Origin of the sequence: Paenibacillus phoenicis, from assembly GCF_034718895.1 — a bacterium.
In the GTDB taxonomy this organism is placed as follows: Bacteria; Bacillota; Bacilli; order Paenibacillales; family Paenibacillaceae; genus Fontibacillus; species Fontibacillus phoenicis.
Genome location: NZ_JAYERP010000001.1, coordinates 2,816,485 through 2,838,654, shown reverse-complemented (window position 1 = coordinate 2,838,654; position 22,170 = coordinate 2,816,485). Strand labels below are relative to the sequence as shown.

The 22,170-nt window shown below is 51.6% G+C and carries 18 protein-coding genes; 14 read left to right on the top strand and 4 right to left on the bottom strand.

Going from position 1 to position 22,170, the window contains the following annotated elements:
* Positions 1-116 precede the first annotated feature (116 nt).
* Positions 117-1,055 carry a heme o synthase gene (gene cyoE, locus U9M73_RS13480; protein WP_009224746.1) on the top strand — a complete coding sequence of 313 codons (939 nt, stop codon included), beginning with the start codon at positions 117-119 and terminating at the stop codon, positions 1,053-1,055.
* A 15-nt stretch (positions 1,056-1,070) separates the two neighbouring features.
* Entirely contained in the window at positions 1,071-1,670 is a 600-nt protein-coding gene (locus tag U9M73_RS13475; RefSeq protein ID WP_009224747.1) for an SCO family protein, read from the top strand.
* Positions 1,671-1,682: 12 nt separating this feature from the next.
* Here the strand turns inward: U9M73_RS13475 and U9M73_RS13470 are convergent, their stop codons facing one another.
* From U9M73_RS13470 to U9M73_RS13460, 3 genes are all read right to left on the bottom strand, one after another.
* Positions 1,683-2,042, bottom strand: coding sequence for a toprim domain-containing protein (locus U9M73_RS13470; protein ID WP_323077681.1), 360 nt, complete (start codon positions 2,040-2,042; stop codon positions 1,683-1,685).
* A 130-nt stretch (positions 2,043-2,172) separates the two neighbouring features.
* Positions 2,173-4,251 carry a serine hydrolase domain-containing protein gene (locus tag U9M73_RS13465; protein WP_323077679.1) on the bottom strand — a complete coding sequence of 693 codons (2,079 nt, stop codon included), beginning with the start codon at positions 4,249-4,251 and terminating at the stop codon, positions 2,173-2,175.
* A gap of 433 nt (positions 4,252-4,684) precedes the next feature.
* Positions 4,685-5,854: an MFS transporter gene (locus U9M73_RS13460; protein WP_009224750.1), complete on the bottom strand. Its 1,170-nt coding sequence runs from the start codon at positions 5,852-5,854 to the stop codon at positions 4,685-4,687.
* Positions 5,855-6,158: 304 nt separating this feature from the next.
* Here U9M73_RS13460 and U9M73_RS13455 point away from each other — a divergent pair, with 304 nt between their 5' ends.
* The 9 genes from U9M73_RS13455 to U9M73_RS13415 all read left to right on the top strand — a co-directional run bounded on the left by U9M73_RS13455 (position 6,159) and on the right by U9M73_RS13415 (position 16,992).
* Positions 6,159-6,602 carry a hypothetical protein gene (locus U9M73_RS13455; protein WP_009224751.1) on the top strand — a complete coding sequence of 148 codons (444 nt, stop codon included), beginning with the start codon at positions 6,159-6,161 and terminating at the stop codon, positions 6,600-6,602.
* A 44-nt stretch (positions 6,603-6,646) separates the two neighbouring features.
* A complete protein-coding gene (locus tag U9M73_RS13450; protein WP_260070552.1) occupies positions 6,647-7,807 on the top strand; it encodes a transglutaminase domain-containing protein in 1,161 nt (386 codons plus the stop codon).
* Between the two features lie 226 nt (positions 7,808-8,033).
* Complete coding sequence (locus tag U9M73_RS13445) at positions 8,034-10,070, top strand: peptidoglycan D,D-transpeptidase FtsI family protein (protein WP_050769742.1); 2,037 nt, start codon at positions 8,034-8,036, stop codon at positions 10,068-10,070.
* 100 nt (positions 10,071-10,170) lie between these two features.
* Positions 10,171-12,171, top strand: a complete 2,001-nt coding sequence (locus U9M73_RS13440) for a peptidoglycan D,D-transpeptidase FtsI family protein (RefSeq protein WP_407673982.1) — start codon at positions 10,171-10,173, stop codon at positions 12,169-12,171.
* 198 nt (positions 12,172-12,369) lie between these two features.
* Positions 12,370-13,344: a metal ABC transporter solute-binding protein, Zn/Mn family gene (locus tag U9M73_RS13435; RefSeq protein ID WP_009224755.1), complete on the top strand. Its 975-nt coding sequence runs from the start codon at positions 12,370-12,372 to the stop codon at positions 13,342-13,344.
* A gap of 21 nt (positions 13,345-13,365) precedes the next feature.
* Positions 13,366-14,124, top strand: coding sequence for a metal ABC transporter ATP-binding protein (locus U9M73_RS13430; protein WP_009224756.1), 759 nt, complete (start codon positions 13,366-13,368; stop codon positions 14,122-14,124).
* Between the two features lie 4 nt (positions 14,125-14,128).
* Complete coding sequence (locus tag U9M73_RS13425) at positions 14,129-15,091, top strand: metal ABC transporter permease (protein WP_260070551.1); 963 nt, start codon at positions 14,129-14,131, stop codon at positions 15,089-15,091.
* A 1-nt stretch (position 15,092) separates the two neighbouring features.
* A complete protein-coding gene (locus U9M73_RS13420) occupies positions 15,093-15,986 on the top strand; it encodes a metal ABC transporter permease (protein WP_009224758.1) in 894 nt (297 codons plus the stop codon).
* 202 nt (positions 15,987-16,188) lie between these two features.
* Complete coding sequence (locus U9M73_RS13415; protein ID WP_323079134.1) at positions 16,189-16,992, top strand: prohibitin family protein; 804 nt, start codon at positions 16,189-16,191, stop codon at positions 16,990-16,992.
* A 115-nt stretch (positions 16,993-17,107) separates the two neighbouring features.
* On the opposite strand, the gene U9M73_RS13410 is transcribed toward U9M73_RS13415, so the two are convergent.
* Entirely contained in the window at positions 17,108-18,145 is a 1,038-nt protein-coding gene (locus tag U9M73_RS13410) for a LacI family DNA-binding transcriptional regulator (RefSeq protein ID WP_323077674.1), read from the bottom strand.
* A gap of 494 nt (positions 18,146-18,639) precedes the next feature.
* Between U9M73_RS13410 and U9M73_RS13405 the strand changes: the two genes are divergently transcribed.
* From U9M73_RS13405 to U9M73_RS13395, 3 genes are read left to right on the top strand one after another with little or no spacing between them, the layout of a single operon-like run.
* On the top strand, positions 18,640-19,563 hold the full coding sequence (locus U9M73_RS13405) for an ABC transporter permease (protein ID WP_407673927.1): 924 nt from the start codon (positions 18,640-18,642) through the stop codon (positions 19,561-19,563).
* A 44-nt stretch (positions 19,564-19,607) separates the two neighbouring features.
* On the top strand, positions 19,608-20,489 hold the full coding sequence (locus U9M73_RS13400) for a carbohydrate ABC transporter permease (RefSeq protein WP_323077672.1): 882 nt from the start codon (positions 19,608-19,610) through the stop codon (positions 20,487-20,489).
* A gap of 56 nt (positions 20,490-20,545) precedes the next feature.
* Positions 20,546-22,159 carry an ABC transporter substrate-binding protein gene (locus tag U9M73_RS13395; protein WP_323077670.1) on the top strand — a complete coding sequence of 538 codons (1,614 nt, stop codon included), beginning with the start codon at positions 20,546-20,548 and terminating at the stop codon, positions 22,157-22,159.
* Positions 22,160-22,170 lie beyond the last annotated feature (11 nt).

Genomic DNA, 22,170 nt, shown 5'->3' with positions numbered 1-22,170 from the left:
AAAGTTTATAGCGTAAGGGTAAAAACGTTGAACGTTTTATGAATGATCAATAGAGGTAAACCTAAACCTAAACCTAAACTGAACTTTATTTCAAATATAGGAGGAATGAATCGCGCGTGGACAAACCATTAAGTGTTCAGGCTTCTTCGGAATCCGCTGCGTTGTCCGTGAGACCTACTCCTCCGGGAGAGACGGCGACTTGGAGAGATTTTATCGCCTTAACGAAACCGGGCATTTTGCGTTCGAATCTGATTGCGGCGTTTGCCGGGTTTTGGGTGGCTTCCCGCTGGGAGCTTGATTATATTCAATTAATTGTCATGTTGCTGGGGACGACGCTGGTGATGGCATCGTCCTGTGTCTTTAACAATTACTTCGACCGGGAGATGGATACGAAGATGGCCCGGACGAAGAATCGCGTCCTCCCCACGGGGAAGCTGGCTCCGAAGACGGTGTTATGGTATGCCGTCATCTTGGGAGTGCTGGGCCTTTCAGTGTTGTTTATTTTCTCCGGTCTGCTGGCCGGGTTGTTTGGTGCGGTAGGGATGTTTGTCTACGTGGTGGTGTATACGCTGTGGCTTAAGCGGAGCTCGACCTGGAGTACGTCGGTTGGTGCCATCTCCGGCGCCATGCCGCCTGTCATTGGCTATGTTGCGGCATCGGGACGGATCGATTTGGGAACTTGGATGCTGTTCGCCCTGTTGTTCCTCTGGCAACCGCCCCATTTCTGGGCGCTGGGGATTCGCCGTACCGAGGAATACCGGGCCGCTGGCTTCCCGCTGTTGCCGGTCGTGAAGGGCATTCCGCGCACGAAGTTGCAGATGATCCCTTATCTTGCATTGCTGATTCCGATTCCGATTTTGATGTATGCCTACGGCTATACGGGCGTTTGGTTCCTCATCATCGGCTGCCTGCTGTCGGTAGCTTGGCTGCTCATGGCACTTCAGGGATTCCGGGCTAAGGATAACGACGCTTGGGCGAAACGGGTATTTATTTTCTCAGTGAACTATTTAACGATTGCTTTAATCGTGATGATCTTGGATACGGTAAGGTTGTAATTAGGGGGATGGGGAATGGCGGTTTTGAAGAAATATAAATGGACATGGATTCTGCTGGCCATCTGCGTGATTCTAGCCGGTTATCTGCTCTGGGATACGTATGCGAAGCCTAAGCTTCCGGTGATCCGTCCTGTTGCGGATTTTAGCATGGAGAACGTAGACGGCAAGACGGTGACGCTGCAGGATACGAATGGCAAAGTCCGGCTGTTTTATTTCTTCTTCGCCAACTGCCCTGACGTTTGCCCGATCACAACCTTTCGGCTGAGCCAAGTACAGGATATTTTGAAAGAGAAAGGCTTGTTCGGCAAAGATGCTTCGATCGTCTCGATCACGTTTGATCCGGAACGTGATACGCTGGAGAACATCAAGGCGTTTGGGGATAAATTCAAAGCGGATTATTCCGGCTGGTATTTCCTGCGCGGGGATCAGCAGAAGACGATCGACCTGGCGATGGACTCCTTTAAAATTCTGATCGACAAGGATGCGGATGGGAATTTCGTGCATATGGATCTCATCGGTCTCGTAGACCGTAAGGGCCAACTGCGGGAAATTTACCGGCCGGAGGCGACGCCGGATGAAATCGCTGCGGGTGTGATCAGCCTCGCCAAGGAGTAACTCACTTCGCGATCAAAACTTGTCATAGGAAGCCGGTGTTGGGGGATAGACAATGTATTCCTCCAGCCCGGCTTTTTCTAATTGGGTGATCAGGTATTCATCGGGCGTTCCTTCGACTCCGGCATATCCCCGTCTTGTATAAATTTGCTCCGCATCGGGAAAAGCATCCCGAAGTACGCCGCGAATCCGTTTGCCGGAAGGATCGTTATCGAGGAACAGAAACAACTCGTCATCCTTGACCTTCTTGCGCAAGCTCTCCAGCTTCTCAGTGTTTAACGTACCAAACGTACAATAAATGCGGACTTCTTCGTCTAATAAGCGCCGCAGCTTGCTGCGGTCGTTCTTCCCTTCCACGATAATGCTAATTGGCAAAATAAATCCCCTCCGGGCTAAAGCGTAAACCTCCAAGCTGGGGTCGTTACGCTTCTAGTTTATACCCGGGAGGGGACTTCATGCAAAACTGCTAGAAATTAGATAAGAAAATAAGGACAAGTATTATCGATTAGTTCAATTCAATGCCAAAACGCATGCCTGGATCGCCAATAAACACGATGGTTCCGTTCTCGGGCAGTTTCACTTGGTTACTGCCGCTGGCCACCGAGAAGTTCACGCAAGCCCCGGCGGCGTCATAAACCGCAAAGGATGCCTTGGCTGGCAGATCTACGGTGATCGTCTTTCCAGCGGCTTTCGCCGGAATGGTGAACCAACGGGCTTGCTCAGACGGCTGCAAGGTCACCGTGGACTTCTTGCCGGGGTACAACTCTTGGATTTGATCGCCGCTGAGGTACAAGGAGCCGGCGGCCTCCAAATATTCGCTTCCGCCTTGGGTAAAGAAGCGGTATTCTGCGGAATCCCGGCTGCCTGTCGTTGGAACCTGATGTTTGCCCATCAGCGTATCAGGGCCCGTAATTTGTTTGTCCATCACGTAACCGGGCAAGCTGTCCGTACGGTTCACTTGAACGACCGGCAACATCATGAAGTAAGCCATCGAGCTGTATTTTTCCGATACGAGGTAATAACTTTTCCCATCGCGTTGCTTCCAGGCTACCTCAACTTCCGGTGAAATGGCGTTTTCCTCCAATTTCTCCGCGGAATACAGATTAAGCGCGAGCTGACCTAATTCAGGAACGGTGGCGTATTGTCTTTGCCATAGATAGGTGCGCCCGTTCTTCTCCTTCACGAAGCTGACCTTCAGTGAGCCGTCTTCGCTGACAAAGGTGCCGTCTTTCGTATAAACAAGCTTGGGAAGTCCTAACGATTCGCCAGGTGCAAACGGGGATGTGATTTGGATTTCACCATCTGCAACATCGATGCGGAACAGCTGGTTGGTTGCCCCGTAGAACCCGCTAAACTGCCTGAGCTCTTCAGGCATGTCAGCTTGTTCCGGCGAACCAAAGGACTTGGCAGGCTTAAACTCCGTGATTGTGCCCTTCTCCTTCAACGCTTGGAGCAGCAGTTCGTTCGCTAGCAATTGGTTCAGCGAGCTGGAGCCCCCAGAGGAGAGAACCGCCGCCGCCATTTGGTGGTCCGGCAACACGACCAGTTCAGCATGATACATCAGTGTATCGCCGCCTTTGGCCAATGCTTGGATGCCGTATTCATTAAAAGGAAACAGTTTTACGCTGTCCCAGCCTAAACCAAAATCAAAGCTGTTGTCGGTATCCTGAGGCCAGATTCCTCTTTTATATTCCGGCTGTGCCGTCACTTTAGCGGCTTGTTTGGACAAAATGCTGTCCGCTTCGCCCGTAAACAAATCGGCAAATTTCACCAGGTCTTCGGCGGTGGAGTAAACGCCGCCCGTCCCAATCACATTCACCGTTTCCTTCGGCAATGGCTCTGGACTTCCAGGTGCATAGATTGCGGCAAGCTTGCCAAAGTCCAGACCATCCTGCGGCGTCAGCGTATGCTTCATGCCCAGCGGTCCGGTGAATTCCTGGTGGATAAAGTCAGTAAAATCCATCCCGCTGACGCGTTCAACTAAAATTTCCGCCAGTGTAAACCCGTCGTTGCTGTACACGGAATACGCTCCTGGGTCGGCCTTCAGAGATCGATTGGCCAGTTGGTCAAGCAGCGTATCATGCGCATAAGGGTCGTTGTCTTCGAACAAAAACGCGTTGGCAAGACTGGATCCCTGTAGTCCTGCGGAGTGGTTCAGCAGCATGCGCGGCGTGATCTGCTTGTACCGCTCGTCCTTCATCTTAAACTCCGCGATATAATTCACCAACGGCGAATCGAGGTTGATTTTGCCTTGATCGACCAGTTTCATGACCGCAGCGGTCGTAAACATTTTGCTGGTGGAGCCGATGCCGTACATCGTTTCAGAGGTCAGCGGGATCTTTCCTTCAGGATCGTTCTTGCCGGCTTGCCCCGAAACGATGAGCTTGCCATGGTCGACCAGAGCGTACTGAACGCTGGTTGTTCCGTAAGTATCGGTGAGCAATGCGGCCTTTGCGGCGGCGATTTCCTCCAATCCCTGCGGTGCGGTGTTGGTCGGCGGCGCCTCGGCTGCCATAGCACCTCCAGGCAACCATAGCGTAAGCGTAAGAATGATGGCAAAAATCGCGTTTCGTTTCTTCTTCAACTAGAGCCCTCCCTAAAATTTGATCTATTTTTAGTTACGTTAACAAAGGAGGGAAGGGTTCATCTTTTTCGGAACATTATGGAAATTTAGTACTTTAGAAACCCCATAAACAAAAGCGGCCTGCCCGAGGGCAGACCGGTGTGCAGGGGTCAGTAGCGATTGCAAGAATTAATAAAAAGGAGCACGGAGGATGATTACCAGTAAGATGTACAACACGAGGATCGTCCCCGTCGTTGTCCAGAATCCATAGCCAGGAACCACCGGGCCCGGTCCGCAATTGTCAATGCCGCCCATTCATGTTCACCCCGCTTTCAAACATGATCGGTTACTACACGATTATCTTATGTAGGACCCTATCATGTGCCCTGTGCGGCAGCCTAACCTTGGATGAAAAATCCGTTGCACTTGTCCCGTAGGCTTAAAAGGACATGGATCAGTGGTGTCCGGTGCCCGCGCCAACTGGGGGCGGCAGGGTTGCGGTGAACTTTCTGGGCGGGACGATGATGATGGCAAGCATCAGCACGAAAAAGGCTAAGAAGTAAGGGGAATAGCTGCCGTGCATCGCTCCCGCGACAATCGGGCCGATAAAGGAACCCAGCGACATGGCGATCGATTGCAGTGAAAACACGGTACCCAGCCGTTTTCCGCCGCTTAAATCGATAAACAACGAAGCTATGGCCGGGTACACGACCCCTTTAGCCATCCCTAAGACCACAAGCACGACGGGAAGCGGAATGAACTCAAATGCGGCCAGGGCAAAGAAAGATAAGGCGATCCCCAGAACGCCGATGCTGGCTCTTAAATAAGGGGAATAACGGCTCAAAAATAACATCGACAGCGTGACCAGCGCCCCTAAGCTGATAATGGAAAAATAGAAGCCTGTATTCATGATCCCCTCGGCTCCGCCGGCTTGCAGCGGCAGTTCAAAAAACAAAATGCCCTGGGAGCAGGCGACGGCGAGCGGCAGCACATAATAGCGCAAAGGGATCACATTGATCTTCACCGGTACCCGTGACTTCACAGAGCCCGATTTGGCCAGACCTTCCGCAACCAAACGGGGAGGCTCCTTGATCGTAAAAATGGCAATGATGCCCGTCGAGATCAACAGCCAGCCCAGCATTTGAAAGGCGATGGAAAAGCCGGATTGGGCGACAAGGAAAGCGCCGGCGGCCGGTGACACGACGGAAGCAACGGTATGCATCACCCCGTGACCGGCCATCAGCTTACCTTGCTGTACCGGATTTTTGGACAGCGAGGCGAGCATCGCCAGACAGGCCGGGGACAGGAAGGCGAGCACAAAACCGCTGATGGAGCGCAGCACGAGCAGCTGCCAAGGCTCCGTTACATGGGCTTGAAGCAGCAGAACCCCGCCGGCAGTCACCAGGCTGAAGATCATGTACGGCTTGCTGCCGTGACGGTCGACGCCCTGGCCGGCGAGCAGGTTGCCCGGCAGATGCGTCAGCGCATAAATCCCCATCATCCAGCCGATAAACGTCGGCGCGGCTCCCAGCGACAAGGCAAACGGAGTTAGGATCGGGTACTGGGCGTGCAGATCGAAGAAAGCCAGAAACATAAAGAAGTACAGCCAGAAGGCGATTTTCACGCGTCGCCCCTCCTTTGCGTAGAATGAACGTTAGTATTACTTGTACGCTCCCCAGGACGAACTTATTACCCCCAGGCAGCTGCGCTCAGCTACTCGATCCAAGCTTCATCCAACCTTCTCGGTGATGAAAAGCCTTTGCGGCTTTCCATCACGAAGTAGAACGAAGATGTGGTTCGGCGTAAATGCTTGAAATCCGCGGGATTGGGGGTTAAGCTGACATGGTCTTGGGCCATCATGTATAATGGGTTAGAATCAAAATGCAGAAATCAAAAATCATGGAAAATCTAATTATGGAGGATTCATCATGTTTGATGTACAAGTATGGACTGAATTTCTGAAAGAAAATTGGCTGGTGATCGTCGTAGCGCTGGTCATTCTCTTCCTTGTGTTGAATTTTGTAAGAACGGTCGTCAAATGGGCGCTGGTGCTGATCATCGCCGCATTTATCGTGATTTACAGCGGCATCACGCTTAAGGATATCGGGGATGCGGTAGCAACGGTGAAGGAACAAGCCCTCGACATCAGTAAAACTGAAGCGTTGAACATGATGAAAAATGAAGCGAAGGAAGCCCAAATGACGCAAAATCCGGACGGTTCGTTTACCATTACGACCCCGAATCTGGAGGTTACCGGACAAGCGGGCAGCGATAAAGTGAAAGTATCGTTCCGCGGGGTTTCGTTGGGCGAATGGTCGATGAACGACACGCTTGAGGCATTTATCCAGGAAGCGAAACGGAATTCTCAATAACCCTAAGAAAAATACAACTTACACCTAGATTGACGGAGGAGCTTATGAAGCTGGACATGACGACATTGCTGCAAACGCTAAGCGAATATAACTGGATCACGGTGCTGCTGCTTGCCGTGCTTCTCGGCTCGGTGCTGCAGGGATTGGTGCGCGGAGCCTCCCGCTCGGCAGGCCGTCTGTTCACGCTATTAAGCGGCGGCGTCTTATCGCTGGTTGGCATTGCGATTGCCATCCCATTAACGATGTGGTTATCTCCGAAGGTTCAGACTTGGTTGACGGAGCTGCCGCTGCCGGATCGGGAGCTGGCTCAGTGGGAGCAGGTTCTGTACATGCTGGTCATGGCGGTACGGGATTTTCCGCTGATGCGATTTGCCGTCGTTTTCCTTCTGCTCTATTGGATCATACGTACCTTGGCGGGTTTTGCGATGCTGTTCGTTCGCGGGGGGAGCGGTCTGTTCGGCTGGCTGTTTTCCGGCGGGGACCGTCCGGCTTCGCTGCTGAGCCGTTTGGCCGGCGCCGGGATCGGCGCGGTGATTGGTGCGGCGCGATGTATGATGCTGATCGCCATGTTGTTTATTGTTGTGACGTTGTATCCGAACAGCGGGTTCAGCCGTTACGTGGAAGCCTCGCCGGTCTACCAGCAAGGGGCGAGAACGGTCATTGAGCCGCTTACCGGCAATTTGATCAAGGAGAAGCTACCGGTATTCACGCGCAGCGTAGAAGCAGAGCTTGGCAGCATCCTTCAACAGAAATACGAAGTCATTGATGCTAACATTCCCGAATCCATTGAGCTGGCTGCAGCAGAGATCACCAAAGGGGCCGATACGGATGAAGAGAAGGCCCGGCGGTTGTACGACTGGGTTGGAACCCGGGTGTCATACGATTACGATAAAGTGAAAGACTATGAGGAAAAAGGCATCTGGCATGAGCAAACACCGCAAATGACGTTTGATACGAAACGCGGGGTGTGCATCGATTATGCCCGGCTCTATGCCGTCATGGCTAGAACCGTTGGGCTTCAGGTGAAGGTCGTGACCGGACTTGGATACGACGGGCAAGGCGGGTACGGTCCTCATGCCTGGAACGAGGTTTATTTGTCAGAGAAAAACGCCTGGATTCCGCTGGATTCGACTTGGGCCAAAAGCGGCGACTGGTTTAATCCGCCGGCGTTCAGCGAAACCCACGTCCCCAATAAGCTGATTTGAGCCTTGGCTGCGGAAAAAACCGGGCAACATGGGATCTGGGTCGTGCGATTCGGCACGCAAATCATGCGGAAAAAATGCTGGAAAGGGGGCGTAACTTCACCGCCCCTTATTTCGTTATGGTACTATAGAGTAGTTGACTTCAAGAAATGAGGATTTAAGGGAAAGAAAGTAGGGAAACGCCTTGAAAAGCACTTATGCGAAGGATCCGCAAGAACAAGAAATCGCAATGCAACGCCATTTTAACATTCGGCTAAACATGTTTTTCTTTAGTGCTTTTGCCATATTTACCGTCATCATCGTACGTTTGGCCATATTACAGTTTGTAGAAGGCCCGACGTTATCCAAACAGGAGAGCAACCTGCGCGTCAAGGACGTGCCGCTGGCTCCAACCCGTGGAACGATCTATGCAGCGGGGGGCGAGAAGTTGGCCTATTCCACGCCGGTTCAATCGCTGTATATCACGCTGCAGAAAGACTACAGCAATTCCACGGATAAAGGAAAAGCCAATCGTCCGGAAGCTTTGGCTTTGGCCAAGAAGCTGAAGGAGGTTTTCGATAGATTAGGTTCGCCGGAGACCCAAATGACGGAAGAGGAAATCATCAAGGCAATGGACCTTGATTACCGGCAATATAACGGGTTTACGCCGCGCCGAATCAAAATCGATTTGACACCTGAAGAAGTCGCTTATTTCTTGGAACGGAAAAGTGAATTTCCGGGGATCGACATCGTCGAGGAGAGCATCCGCCATTACGATCCCGATACGGTAGCCGTGCAAACGATCGGTTATATCAGGAAGTTTAAAGGGGCATCCACATCGCTGGAGAAGTACAAGCAGATCCGGGAAGCGAAGAACGATGATCCGGCGATGCAATACACGGAAAACGAGGACGTCGGATACGACGGCCTGGAGCTGTACTATCAGGACGAGCTGCGCGGGAAGAACGGCTACAAGAGCGTGCCGATCGATCCGCGGAACATGGCCACCGGGATCCCGGAAATCACACCGCCGGAAAAAGGCCATGATCTCCATACGACGATCAACAAAAACATTCAGATGGTCGCTGAGCAGGCGATCCTTGACCAGATCGAGTGGGTTCATACCCACCCGGTATCCGGCAAGGTTCATCCCAACGCCAAAACTGGCTACGCGGTTGCGATGGAAGTGGAGACCGGCAACGTAGTGGCCATGGCCAGCATGCCGGACTACGATACCAACGTGTGGCAATCCGGCGGGGTGTCTCCTGAGAATTGGAGCAAAATCTCTTCCAACTATCAGAACGGGACGATCACGCCGATTAGTTCGGGTCGGTCAGGGCATAACATGGAATCCGTTATTTTGTTGGGTTCAACCATTAAGCCGTTATCAGTGTTAATCGGACTTAACGAAGGTTTGTTTACGACAAGTACCTATTATAACGATACAGGAATTGCATATTTTGGGAAAAACAATTCCGCAAGCGTCCGCAACTCCCAACGCCATGCCTACGGCTCCATCGATCCGGCTGGCGCGATCCGTCACTCATCGAACACCTTTATGGTCGATATGGTCGGTGAGAAGCTCTACAACAAATACGGATCTAAAGGGATTGAAATCTGGGACAACTATATGAAGCAGTTTGGTCTAGGTGTTTCGACCGGTGTGGATCTGCCAAATGAATATTTGGGCAAGCTGGAGTATACAAATGAATCGGAGACAGCATTATCAAGGCTTGTCTATGCTTCCTTTGGACAACAAGGGAAATACACCGCGATGCAGCTCGCCCAATATACAACGACTTTGGCTACACGAGGGAAACGCATGGAACCGCATCTCGTCAGCAAAATTACCGATACGGACGGCAATATCGTCAAGGAGTTCAAGCCGGTAGTTCTAAATGAGGTTAAGTTTAACAATGCTTATTGGAACGAGGTTATCGGAGGAATGGAGACCGATGTCTCCTTTGCTTTCTCGGGTTTCCCTTACGATTTTGCCAGAAAAACCGGGACCTCGGAGCAATGGGCTAACGGTGCCAATCGCGACAACGGCGTGTTTATCGCTTTCGCCCCTCGGGAGAATCCGAAGCTGGCGGTAGCGGTCGTCATTCCGGAAGGCGGCTTTGGTGCCTACAGCGCCGCGCCGGTTGCCCGCAAAATTTTTGATGCGTATGATCAGGAATATGGCTTGGACGGGGTTCCGAAGAAGACCAAAAACCAAAATCAGCAACAGACAGACAATAACGCTTCACAGCAAAACGGGAATCAAACCGAGCAAACGAATCCTTAATTGAATCCAATGACAGCAACGACCTTTTCGCAGAGATGTTGAAAAGGTCGTTTTTTGATGGGAAGGAAGATTCATCACTTCGAGGGAGGCGGAAATGAAGATGAACAAATACGTCATCGAGGATCCTCAGGAACAGCAAGCCTCCATAAGGCGGCATTTCCATATTCGGCTTAATCTGTTTTTCTTCAGTGCCTTCGCGATGTTCACCCTTATCATTATCCGACTTGCCATCTTGCAGTTTGTCGAAGGACCATCGATCTCCATGGAAGAGGTGAAAATGAGGTTCCGGGATGTCCCAATGCCGCCGGTCCGGGGTTCGATTCTGGCCGCAGGGGGAGAGAAGTTGGCCTATTCCACGCCGATCCAAACCTTATATTTGACTTTGCAGAAAAGTAACTACGATCCGACGACCGAAGCGGGTAGAGCGAATTTGGCGGAAGCTGCGGCGCTGGCTAAAGAGCTGAAGAAGGTGTTTGACACGTATGGCGATCCGAACGCACAGATGTCGGAAGAAGAGATTCTGGATGCGATGGATTTGAAATTCCGCCGCAGCGGCGGGTTTGCTCCACGCCGAATCAAGAGCAATCTGACTGAACAAGAAACCGCGTATTTCCTTGCTCAAAAAAGCAGGTTTCTTGGTATAGACATCATTGAGGAGTCGGTGCGGCATTATGATCCTGATTTGGTAGCGGTGCAGACGGTAGGTTACCTGAAGAAGTTCCAATCCACCTACGATTTGGATTGGTATAAGCCGATTCGGGAACGAAGGGATGCAGACCCGGCGCTGCAATACACGGAAGAGGAGTTTGCCGGCTTCGACGGGTTGGAGTTGTATTATCAGCAAGAGCTGCGTGGTAAGAACGGTTATAAACGCGTTCCAATTGATCCGCGAAACATGGCGAATGGCGTAGCCGAAATCGTCCCACCGGTAAAAGGCTATGACCTGCATACAACAATAAATAAAAACGTACAGCAAGCAGCGGAACAGGCAATCCTCGATCAAATCGAGTGGGTCCATCACAATCCCGTATCCGGAAGTGTGCATCCTCATGCCAAAACGGGTTATGCCGTGGCGATGGAAGTAGATACCGGAAACGTCATCGTTATGGCCAGCATGCCGGACTATGATACGAATGTATGGCAATCCGGCGGGGTATCTGAAGAGGTGTGGAGCCAAATTTCGTCAAACTATCGAAACGGTACGATCACACCGTTTTCCTCCGGGCGCTCTGGCCATAATTTCGACTCGACGGTGTACCTGGGATCAACGATCAAACCGCTGTCAGTGTTAATCGGCCTAAACGAAGGTTTGTTTACGACAAAAACGAAATATAGCGACCGCGGGATCGCCTATTTCGGCCGCAACGACTCAGCGAGTGTGCGAAATTCCTCCGGGCATGTCTACGGCTCCATCTATCCGAAAGATGCCATCCGCTTCTCGTCCAATGCGTTTATGGTCGATATGGTGGGGGAGAAGCTGTACAACAAATATCGAACCCAAGGGATTGAGGTTTGGGACGAATATATGAAACAATTTGGCTTGGGCGTTTCCACGGGCATTGATTTGCCAGGTGAATATTTGGGGATCTTGGATTATAAGGATGAAAGGGAAACGGCGTTGGCCCGTTTGGCTTATGCTTCCTTCGGGCAGCAGGGCAAATATACGACGATGCAGTTGGCGCAATATACTGCGACGCTAGCCAATCGGGGGAAGCGCATGCAACCTAGACTTGTGCAAAAAATAACCGATGCCGAAGGCCGTTTGGTGATGCAATTTGAGCCGAAGGTGTTAAATGAAGTCAAGATGAAGGACGCCTATTGGGACGAAGTCATCGACGGGATGCGAACCGACGTGAGCGCCTTTGGTGGGTTTCCGTACGATTTTGCGCGCAAGACGGGGACTTCCCAGCAAGCCTATAAGAACAAGTTGTTGGATAACGGCGTGTTTATTGCGTTTGCACCAAGGGAGAAGCCGAAGCTGGCGGTGGCGGTTGTTATTCCCGAAGGGGGCTTTGGGGCTCACAGCGCGGCACCGGTTGCCCGGAAAATTTTTGATGCGTACGATCGGGAATACGGTTTGGACGGCAACCCCAAGAAATAATCATAAGATTGAACGAAGCCTTGCTCGCGATGAGCAGGCTTTTTTTTTTTCGGAGGAAATTCCTCTTGCTTTTTGGGAATCTTTTGATTAAAATTTGCCCTAAGGAAACTTTTTTATATAAATAAAACAAAAAGAGATCAAGTAAACAAGTATTCACTTGTACAACATTAGGTAAAGTTCGAGGAGAGGAGAAGCGTAATGGACGAAATGAGGATTAAGAAAAGCCCGTTTGAAAGGGCTAAAATGACGCTGGGCGTGTTGGCGTTAATCGTATTGGCGGCTTGTTCCAAAGTAGAGGGTCAGGCGGATCATGTTCGCGCATCGGCTAATGATTCGCCAGTCAAGGTGGTGGCTACGATCGGAATGATCACAGATGTCGTTCAGGAGGTTGGCGGCGAGCAGGTCGAGGTCACCGGTCTGATGGGCCCAGGAGTGGACCCGCATTTATACAAGGCATCGCAGGGGGATATCGAGAAGCTGGATAAGGCGGAGGTTGTTTTTTACGGCGGTTTGCATCTGGAAGGGAAAATGACGGAGATTTTTGAGAAATTGGAGCAGAAGAAGCGGACCGTGGCGGTGTCGAAGGACATTGATCCGAGCGAATTGCGCTCCGGTGCGGATGCCGGGGGCACGCAGTACGATCCGCATATCTGGTTTAACGTCCGGCATTGGATAACAGCGACCCAAACGATTCGCGACACGCTGTCGGCCTATGATCCAGACCATGCGGACGTCTACCGGAAGAACGCCGAGGCGTATATCGCCGAATTGGAGAAGCTGGATGCGGAAGTGAAGGAGCGGATCGCTGAAATTCCCGAGCAGGACCGGGTGCTGGTTACGGCCCATGATGCGTTTGGTTACTTCGGAGATGCCTACGGCATCCAAGTGATGGGCCTGCAGGGGATCAGTACGGCGGCGGAATACGGATCAAAGGATGTCGCCAAGCTCCGGGACTTCCTGGTTGAGAACAAGATCAAAGCTGTATTCGTTGAATCGAGCATTCCGACCAAATCGATGGAAGCGGTGATTGCCGGAGCTGCAGAGCTGGGGCATACGGTGAAAATTGGCGGTGAGCTGTATTCCGACTCGCTGGGTGAACCAGGCTCAGAAGCGGACACCTACATCGAGATGGTCCGTCATAATGTCAACACGATCGTTGAGGCATTGAAATAACTCAAGGAAGGGTGATCCGATATGAATGTTTATCCGCTTGAAGTCAACCGATTAACCGTCGCTTATCAGAAAAAGCCGGTGTTAAGATCGGTCTCTTTTCACATCCCGGAGGGGCAGTTGATTGGGATTCTGGGTCCCAACGGAGCGGGGAAATCCACGCTGCTCAAAGCCGTACTGGGGTTGCTTCCGACCCTGGACGGTGAAGTTCGCATCTATGGCAAATCCTATCGGGAGCAGCGCAAATTGATCGGCTATGTGCCGCAGCGCGAATCGGTGGATTGGGATTTCCCAACCCATGCGCTGGATGTCGTGATGATGGGCCGTTACGGCCAGCTTGGCTGGTTTCGCCGCCCCGGAGCGAAGGAACGGCAAATCGCGCTGGAGTGTCTGGCGAAGGTAGGGATGGCGGAGTATGCCGGGCGTCAGATCAGCCAGTTATCCGGCGGTCAGCAGCAACGGGTGTTTCTGGCCCGGGCTTTGGCACAAAACGCGCAGGTGTATTTTATGGATGAACCGTTTGCCGGTGTCGATGCCACCACGGAAAAAGCGATCATTGCCCTGCTGCACGAATTAAAGGAGCAAGGGAAAACGGTGCTGGTGGTGCATCACGATTTATCCACGGTGAAGGAATATTTTGATCACGTGCTGCTGCTGAACGGTGAATTGATTGATGCCGGACCTACCGGGGAGACGTTTACACCGGAAAATTTGCACAAGACCTACGGTGGGAAGATTGCCATGCTGGCCGATTTCGGCGCGGTGCCTGCGGGGACGGTGTGATGCGATGCTAACGACATTATGGCAATGGATAACGGATCCGAACCTGCAATGGATCTTAATGGGATCTTTGTTGCTCGGCTTGGGCAGCGGCGTTATCGGCTCTTTCACTTATCTTCGCAAGCAAAGCTTGCTTGGGGATGCGTTAGCGCATGCCGCGCTGCCGGGGATTTGCATCGCCTTTATGCTAAGCGGTGTCAAATCGGTGGGCCTGTTTATGCTTGGGGCCATCCTCGCCGGGATGGCGGCGACGTTTGGCATCTCTGCCATTACCCGCTACACGCGGATCAAGCAGGACGCGGCGCTTGGAATCGTATTGTCGGTGTTCTTTGGCATCGGCATCGTGCTGCTGACCCAGATCCAGCACAGCGGCAACGGGAACCAAAGCGGGCTCGACAAATACATGTTTGGCCAGGCGGCTTCGATGATGCTGGCTGACGTTTACTTGATGGGTGCGGTGTCCGTGCTGCTGATTGCGATATGCGCACTGCTCTTTAAGGAGTTGAAGCTGGTGAGCTTTGATCCCGGCTTTGCGAGGGGCATGGGGCTTAACGTGGCCTTCCTTGAGCAGTTGCTGTTGCTGATGACCGTGGTGGCGGTTGTCGTGGGCATTCAAGCCGTGGGTGTCGTGCTGGTAGCCGCCTTATTAATCACCCCGGCGGTTGCTGCGCGGTACTGGACCGACGCGCTGGGTGTGATGGTCGTGCTGGCCGGCGCTTTCGGAGCGCTGTCAGGGGTCACCGGTACGCTGATCAGCTCCACTTTGTCGAACCTGCCGACTGGGCCGGTGACAGTGTTAGCGGCGACCGCCTTGTTTTTCGTCTCCGCCGTGTTTGCGCCAAATCGGGGGCTGCTGGCCAAGTGGATACGCCGCTGGCGCAGCCGCAGCGAAATACAGCAACCGATGGAGCTGGCGATGATCCGGCAGGCTGGAAACACGGTGAATGCAGCCGAGAGGGGAGCGGAATAACATGGCCGATTTTTGGATTATTTTGACCGGCACGCTGGTCGCGGCGACGTGTGGAATTTTGGGTTGCTTTTTGGTATTGCGAAAAATGGCCATGGTCGGGGATGCCATCAGCCACTCCGTGCTGCCTGGCATCGCCATCGCGTTTCTGATCAGCAGCTCGCGGGACTCCTTACTGATGCTGATTGGGGCCGCCGTGCTGGGGCTGATCACCGTGTTCCTGATCCAGGCGCTGCAGCAAAGCGGCCTGCAATCCGATGCCTCAATCGGCATCGTGTTTACGGCGCTGTTCGCCGTTGGTGTGATCCTGATCAGCCGGAACGCTTCGCATATTGACCTGGACCTGGATTGCGTGTTGTTCGGCGAAATCGCCTATGTCCAATGGGACACCTGGATTTGGAACGGCTACGATATGGGGCCGGTTGCCGTCTGGATGCTGGGCGGGACGCTGCTTATCGTGCTCGCGGCCATCCTGCTCTTCTACAAGCAGTTTAAGCTATGTGCCTTTGATCCCGCGTTAGCGGCTGCAGTCGGCATCCCGGTTGCGTTGTTCCACTATCTGCTGATGGGGCTCGTATCGCTGTCGACGGTGGCTTCTTTTGAGAGCGTAGGGGCGATCCTGGTCGTCGGCATGTTGATTATCCCGGCCTCGGCAGCTTATCTGCTGACCGATCGGTTGAGTGTAATGCTCGGTTATAGCGTGCTGATCGGGGCGATAAGCGCAGCCGGCGGTTACTATGCGGCCAAATGGCTGGACGCTTCCATCGCCGGCTCAATGGTAACGGTAGCCGGGATGTTGTTCCTGCTGGCGTTGCTCTTTTCGCCGAAGCATGGTTTGATCGCCCGGTTCGGGAAGAAGCACCGGAAACGCGATGGGCTGCATTCTGCGGCGGTTTAAGGCAGCGGGACCGTATTCGATGAACGTAGAAGACGATGGTTAACATGAATCCGACACACTTTTGTCAAGTTTTTGCCACCAAGCGACGGCCTTCTCCGTATTACTTATTAAAGTTAGCCGGTCAATCGGTCCGGCTAGACCACATATTAAGGGGAGAGGGATTCATATGGAGACAGGTACGCAGCAGCAAACAAAGAGGAATATGTCCGTGGGGAAATGGATTTCTACGGCCATCATCGTCATCGTCGTCCTGATCGTCGGATCCAACAGTTATGCGCAGGTCGAATACGGTCATGTCGGCTTGTACAAAACGTTCGGGAAGTTAAACGATAATATTTTGGCTCCGGGCATGCATTTCAAAATACCGTTTGTTCAAACCGTCATTCAGGTGAATACGCAGGTTACCAAAACGGAAACGGACACGACCGCATCATCCAAGGACCTGCAGCCGGTTTCGACGCATGTTGCCGTCAACTATTCGGTGAACAAGGATTCGGCCTACAATCTGATGAACAATATCGGCGGCAATTACGATACGGTCATCATTAACCCGGCTGTGCAGGAAATCGTCAAAGAGGTGACGGCACGGTACCAAGCCGAGGATTTGATCGCCAAGCGCGATGTGGTTGCCGGGGAGATTAGCGAGCATTTAACTTCCCGTTTGGCCAAATATGACTTGATCGTTAACGAAATTAACATCGTCAACTTTAAGTTCTCCGACGCGTTTAACCAATCGATCGAAGCGAAGCAGGTTGCTCAGCAGCAGGCGCTGAAAGCGAGCAACGACCTGAAGCGGATTCAGATTGAAGCGCAGCAGAAGATCGCTCAGGCCGAAGCCGAGGCAGAAGCGCTGAAGCTGAAGAAGCAGGAGGTTACGCCGGAGCTGGTACAGCTGAAGCAGATCGAAGTGCAGGAGAAGGCGCTGGAAAAATGGGACGGCAAGCTCCCGCAAGTTACAGGCGGCGCCACACCGTTCATTGATATTGAGTCGCTGACCAATCAATAATAATCGCATCAAATAATATGGGCCCTCGCTCTTTATAAAGAAAGGGGGTTCAGATCATCCGGGCCGCCCTTGAAGGGCGGCCTTTCTATTACCTCAAGTATAATGGGAAAGAGCCTCAGATGATATTCGGCGTGGAATCCCGGATAATTGGCTTGGTGTAGATATGGGAAACCTGATAAGGTTGATTCGGGTTGTTAATCCGCGAGAGAAGCATTTCGGCTGCCTTTATCCCCATCTCGTTGCTGAAAATATGGACTGTCGTCAAATGAGGTTCGACAATCACGGATTCGGGGCCGTTGTCGAAACCGCAGATGGCGATATCCTGCGGAATCGACAGTTTTTTGTTCTTCAAAGCCTTCATGACACTGACAGCAATGTAGTCGTTTGCGCAGACAAAAACAGAAGGGAGATGCGGTATCCCGGCCATCCGCTCGTCCATCCATTCGGGATGAGAGAAGAATCGGTCGTCGTCAACCACGCACTGGGACAAATCAAGGGTTATGCCAGCTTCAGTCAGCGCACGATTAAATCCGGTCCATCGCTCGTTAAAGCTTCGGCAATGGTTATAATCGCCGACGAATCCGAAAGTTTTGTACCCGCCATCAATCAATTTCTTGGTAAGTTGATAGGTGCTGTGTTCATTCTCCATCAGCAGCACGTCGGCACGAAAATCTGGATAGCAAACGTAAGCCGAGCAGTCGATAAAGATGGTCGGGATGCCAAGCTCGGTGATGAGCTTGCTGTATTCCAGGTCAAACAACTCGATGCAGATGATGCCGTCCACATTGGCTGCGTCGAAATTGTTCGGCAACGATAAGGTCTGTTGCTCAATGTCCCTGATAATATGGATGGACAGGTTGTAGCCTTCGGCGCTGATTCTTTTTTCCAGACCGCTGATCAGGGTGGAGCCGAAATGGGATGTATTCGGCAAGTTCTCCGTCAGCAAAGCAATGTTGCCCGAACTCTTGGACAATAGACTGTCGCTGTCCATAAATGCAAACTGCTTGTATTTCAGCTCAATGGCCTTTCTAATCACTTTATTGCGCGTTTCCGCCGGGATGCTCTCGCTCCCGTTCAACGCTTTGGAGGCCGTGTTGCGGGAAATCCCCAAAGCATCGGCGATATCCTGAATCGTTACTTTTTCCTTCGCCATTATTTCACCTCTATGAAAAGCCGCAATTACGATAAATAGCGGTTTGATTATGTATGTTCTCTCTCAAATGTATAATAGATCAAAAAAAATAGCAACATTAATTTTACATATGCACAATTGTTGTTTACATTATAAAACTTGTGATTGTCAAATAAATCGCTGAGATATGAGATGAAATCGTTGACTCAGCCTAGGATAGAACGTAAGAATTGTACGATTTTTTTGCCGAATTCGGTCGAATTATCATTTTTTTCAAATAAACAAGCGTTTTTGTGAAATAAAAGTGGCAATATATTTAGCAAATGCACAAATAATATTTTTACAAATTGTATTGACTTCAATGATTTGCTTTGATAAATTGTAAATGAAACAGGGTGCATCCAATTAGCAAATGTCATTTATGCAAGCCCTTACTTGTTAAGAAAATGTAAACTAAATGGGGGAACGGAGGAAAAAAATTGCAAAGCATAATAAAGGGCGGACAGAGAAAGACAGTGCCTGGAAAAACTCGCGGACAAAGCCTTTTGGAATATTTGCGGAAATACGGTTTTCTCTACTTGCTGCTTGCTCCGGCCTTGATCTTAACCTTGATCTTTAAGTACGGGCCGATGTATGGTGCGGTGATCGCGTTTAAAGATTTTAGCCCGATCAAAGGCATTTTGGGCAGCGATTGGGTGGGGCTTAAAAATTTCGACAAGTTTCTGTCTTCGCCCAATTTTGAAGTTATTTTTATGAATACGCTTAAATTAAGCTTGCTTGGGCTTGTCTTCAGTTTTCCCGTGCCGATCCTGCTGGCGCTGATGCTGAATCAGGTCCGCCGGGCGGGGGTGAAGAAGAACATTCAGCTGTTTTTGTACGCTCCCAACTTCATCTCGGTTGTGGTCGTTGTCGGGATGCTGTTCATCTTCCTGTCGCCAACAGGCCCGATCAATCAACTGTTCGTCTGGTTCACCAATGAACCGATCATGTTCATGTCGCGCCCGGAGTATTTCAGGTGGATTTATATTTTGTCGGATATCTGGACCGGAGCGGGGTGGTCTTCCATCATTTATGTGGCCGCGCTTGCGAACGTCGACCCGGAGCTGCATCATGCAGCCCACCTGGACGGCGCCAACCTGCTCCAGCGGATCCGCCACATCGATTTGCCAACGATCCGTCCGATTATGGCGATCGTGTTCATCCTTGCTGCGGGCGGGATTATGTCGATCGGGTTCGAGAAGGCTTACCTGATGCAGACGGCCATGAACCTGCCGACCTCGGAAATCATTCCGACCTACGTATACAAAATCGGTTTGCAGTCCGGAGATTACGCTTACTCCGCTGCGGTGGGACTGTTCAACTCCATCATTAATGTCATCTTGCTCGTGACCGTGAACTTTGCGGTTAAAAAGCTGAACGAGGGCGAAGGTCTCTACTGATGAGGCAGTAGAACTCGCACTGTTATCGAAAGGAGCCAACTGCCATGCCCATCAAACATTCGAAATTCGACCGTTTTCTACTGGCTTTAAACGCCGCCGGGTTAGCGTTCGCCGTACTGATCGTCGTCGTCCCGCTGATATATGTTGTCGTGGCTTCGTTCATGGACCCTTCCGTGCTTCTCAGCCGCGGCTTGTCCTTCCATATTGCCGACTGGACGCTGGACGGTTATGAGAAGATTCTGACCAATCCCGCGATGATCCGGGGATTTGCGAATGCCGTACTGTACTCGGTCTCCTTCGCTTTGATCACCGTGACGGTATCGATCTTTGCGGGCTATGCCCTCTCAGATCACCGACTGGTTGGCCGCCGCTTTTTTATGACATTGTTTTTGATCACGATGTTTTTCGGCGGCGGGCTCATTCCGACTTATCTCCTGGTCAAGGAGTTAGGCATGATCGATACGGTCTGGGCGGTGATTATCCCCGGCGCAGTCAACGTATGGAACATTATTTTGTCCCAGACGTTTTTCAAAGGCGTGCCGAACGAACTGAAGGAGGCCGCCAACGTCGACGGCGCCTCCGAAGCGAAAATCTTTTTCCGCATCGTGCTGCCGCTTTCCAAACCGATCGTTTTCGTGCTCGCGCTATATGCCTTCGTCGGCCAATGGAACGCATATTTCGACGCGATGATCTACCTTGACAATCCAAACTTGCATCCGCTGCAACTTGTGCTCCGCTCGATTCTGATTCAGAACCAGGTCGATCCCGGCATGATTGCAGACCAGTTGGCTATGGCGGAAATGAAGCGGCTGTCGGAGATGATCAAGTACGCGGCGATCGTGATTTCGAGCCTTCCGCTCGTCGTAATGTATCCTTTTTTTCAGAAATATTTCGAGAAAGGTGTCATGGTCGGCTCCCTGAAATAACGGCCGGCTGCACATAAAAGCATTGCCTAAAGCACAAATCCGGGAGGTTAAAGACAATGAAAAAAAGCCAAAATTTGAAACTCACGTGCAAAGCCATATCCTTATCCGTGCTTGCATCCGCTCTGCTGCTGTCCGCCTGCGGCAATGGGAAAAGTGCAGGTTCAGCCGACAAGGAGCCGGATCCGAGCGGGAAGATCACGCTAAACATGATGACGCAAAGCTCGCCACTAGCGCCTGCGGATCCAAACGACAAGCTGATCTTCAAACGACTGGAGGAAAAAACGAACGTCCATATCAATTGGAAGAACTTCACGAAAGACGTGTTTGTGGAAAAAAGAAATCTCGCCATGGCCAGCGGTGATCTGCCTGACGCGATCTTCGACGCCGGTTACAGCGATTACGAGCTGCTCAAGCTTGCTAAGGACGGTGCGATCATTCCGCTAAATGATCTGATCGAGCAGTATATGCCGAATTTCAAAAAGGTGTTGGAGGAAGCGCCGGAATACAAGGCGATGATTACCGCGCCGGACGGCAACATCTATGCTTTTCCGTGGATCGAAGAGCTCGGTACGGGGAAAGAGCGGATTCAATCCGTAGACGCAGTTCCGTGGATCAATGTGGAATGGTTGAAAAAGCTTGGTCTTGAGATGCCGAAAACAACGGAGGAATTGAAGCAGGTGCTGATCGCCTTCAAAACTCAGGATCCGAACGGAAACGGGCAGGCTGACGAAATTCCACTGTCTTTTATCAACAAGCCGGGGGCTGAGGATCTGGTGTTCCTGTTCGCCTCGTTTGGATTGGGTGAAAATCCCGATCACGCGGTGGTTACGAACGACGGTAAAGTTGTGTTTTCACCTGGCGAGGAAGGCTACAAAAACGCTGTCAAATATATCAACGAGCTATATAAAGAGGGACTCATCGATATCGAAGCATACACGCAGGACTGGAGCACATATCTGGCCAAAGGCAAGGACCATCGATACGGCCTCTATTTCACCTGGGACAAGAGCAACATTACAGGCGATAATGACAGCTACGAGGTCATGCCGCCGGTAGCGGGGCCGGACGGTGAGATCAATGTAGCTCAAACGAACGCACGGGGCTTCCATCGCGGTCGGATGATCATAACGAGCACCAATAAAAATCTGGAAGCGACGGCGAAATGGGTGGATCAGATGTACGATCCGATCCAATCCGTACAGAACAACTGGGGCACTTACGGTGACGAGACACAGCAAAATATCTTTGAATATGACGAAGCAAGCAACAGCCTGAAGCATTTACCGCTGAACGGAACCGCTCCGGTCGAACTGCGCGAAAAAACGAGCGTCGGTGGCCCGCTGGCGATCCTGGACAGCTATTTCGGCAAATATACCACCGTACCAGATGACGCCAAGGAAAGAATGCGAATCGTCAAGGAGGTTATGGCACCACATATGAAGTCGGAGCAGGCAATGCCCAACGTATTCCATTCGATCGATGAGTTGGACCGACTGACGACGATCGAAACAGATCTATTTGCTTATGTATTGAGAAAGCGCACCGAATGGTATCAAAACGGCAAAATCGATCAAGAATGGGGGAGTTATTTGCAGGAGTTGGATCGACTTGGGCTGCAGGAATGGTTGAAAATCAAGCAGGACGGTTATGACCGAGCCATGAAGAAGTAATCGGGAAGCAT

Bases quoted from the DNA above. Each gene is read 5' to 3' on its own strand.
- U9M73_RS13445 (WP_050769742.1), top strand. From the start codon at position 8,034: ATGCAACGCCATTTTAACATTCGGCTAAACATGTTTTTCTTTAGTGCT.
- U9M73_RS13420 (WP_009224758.1), top strand. From the start codon at position 15,093: ATGGCCGATTTTTGGATTATTTTGACCGGCACGCTGGTCGCGGCGACG.
- U9M73_RS13400 (WP_323077672.1), top strand. From the start codon at position 19,608: ATGCCCATCAAACATTCGAAATTCGACCGTTTTCTACTGGCTTTAAAC.
- U9M73_RS13440 (WP_407673982.1), top strand. From the start codon at position 10,171: ATGAACAAATACGTCATCGAGGATCCTCAGGAACAGCAAGCCTCCATA.
- U9M73_RS13435 (WP_009224755.1), top strand. From the start codon at position 12,370: ATGGACGAAATGAGGATTAAGAAAAGCCCGTTTGAAAGGGCTAAAATG.
- U9M73_RS13425 (WP_260070551.1), top strand. From the start codon at position 14,129: ATGCTAACGACATTATGGCAATGGATAACGGATCCGAACCTGCAATGG.
- U9M73_RS13430 (WP_009224756.1), top strand. From the start codon at position 13,366: ATGAATGTTTATCCGCTTGAAGTCAACCGATTAACCGTCGCTTATCAG.
- U9M73_RS13475 (WP_009224747.1), top strand. From the start codon at position 1,071: ATGGCGGTTTTGAAGAAATATAAATGGACATGGATTCTGCTGGCCATC.
- U9M73_RS13395 (WP_323077670.1), top strand. From the start codon at position 20,546: ATGAAAAAAAGCCAAAATTTGAAACTCACGTGCAAAGCCATATCCTTA.
- U9M73_RS13410 (WP_323077674.1), bottom strand. From the start codon at position 18,145: ATGGCGAAGGAAAAAGTAACGATTCAGGATATCGCCGATGCTTTGGGG.
- U9M73_RS13415 (WP_323079134.1), top strand. From the start codon at position 16,189: ATGTCCGTGGGGAAATGGATTTCTACGGCCATCATCGTCATCGTCGTC.
- U9M73_RS13455 (WP_009224751.1), top strand. From the start codon at position 6,159: ATGTTTGATGTACAAGTATGGACTGAATTTCTGAAAGAAAATTGGCTG.
- U9M73_RS13450 (WP_260070552.1), top strand. From the start codon at position 6,647: ATGAAGCTGGACATGACGACATTGCTGCAAACGCTAAGCGAATATAAC.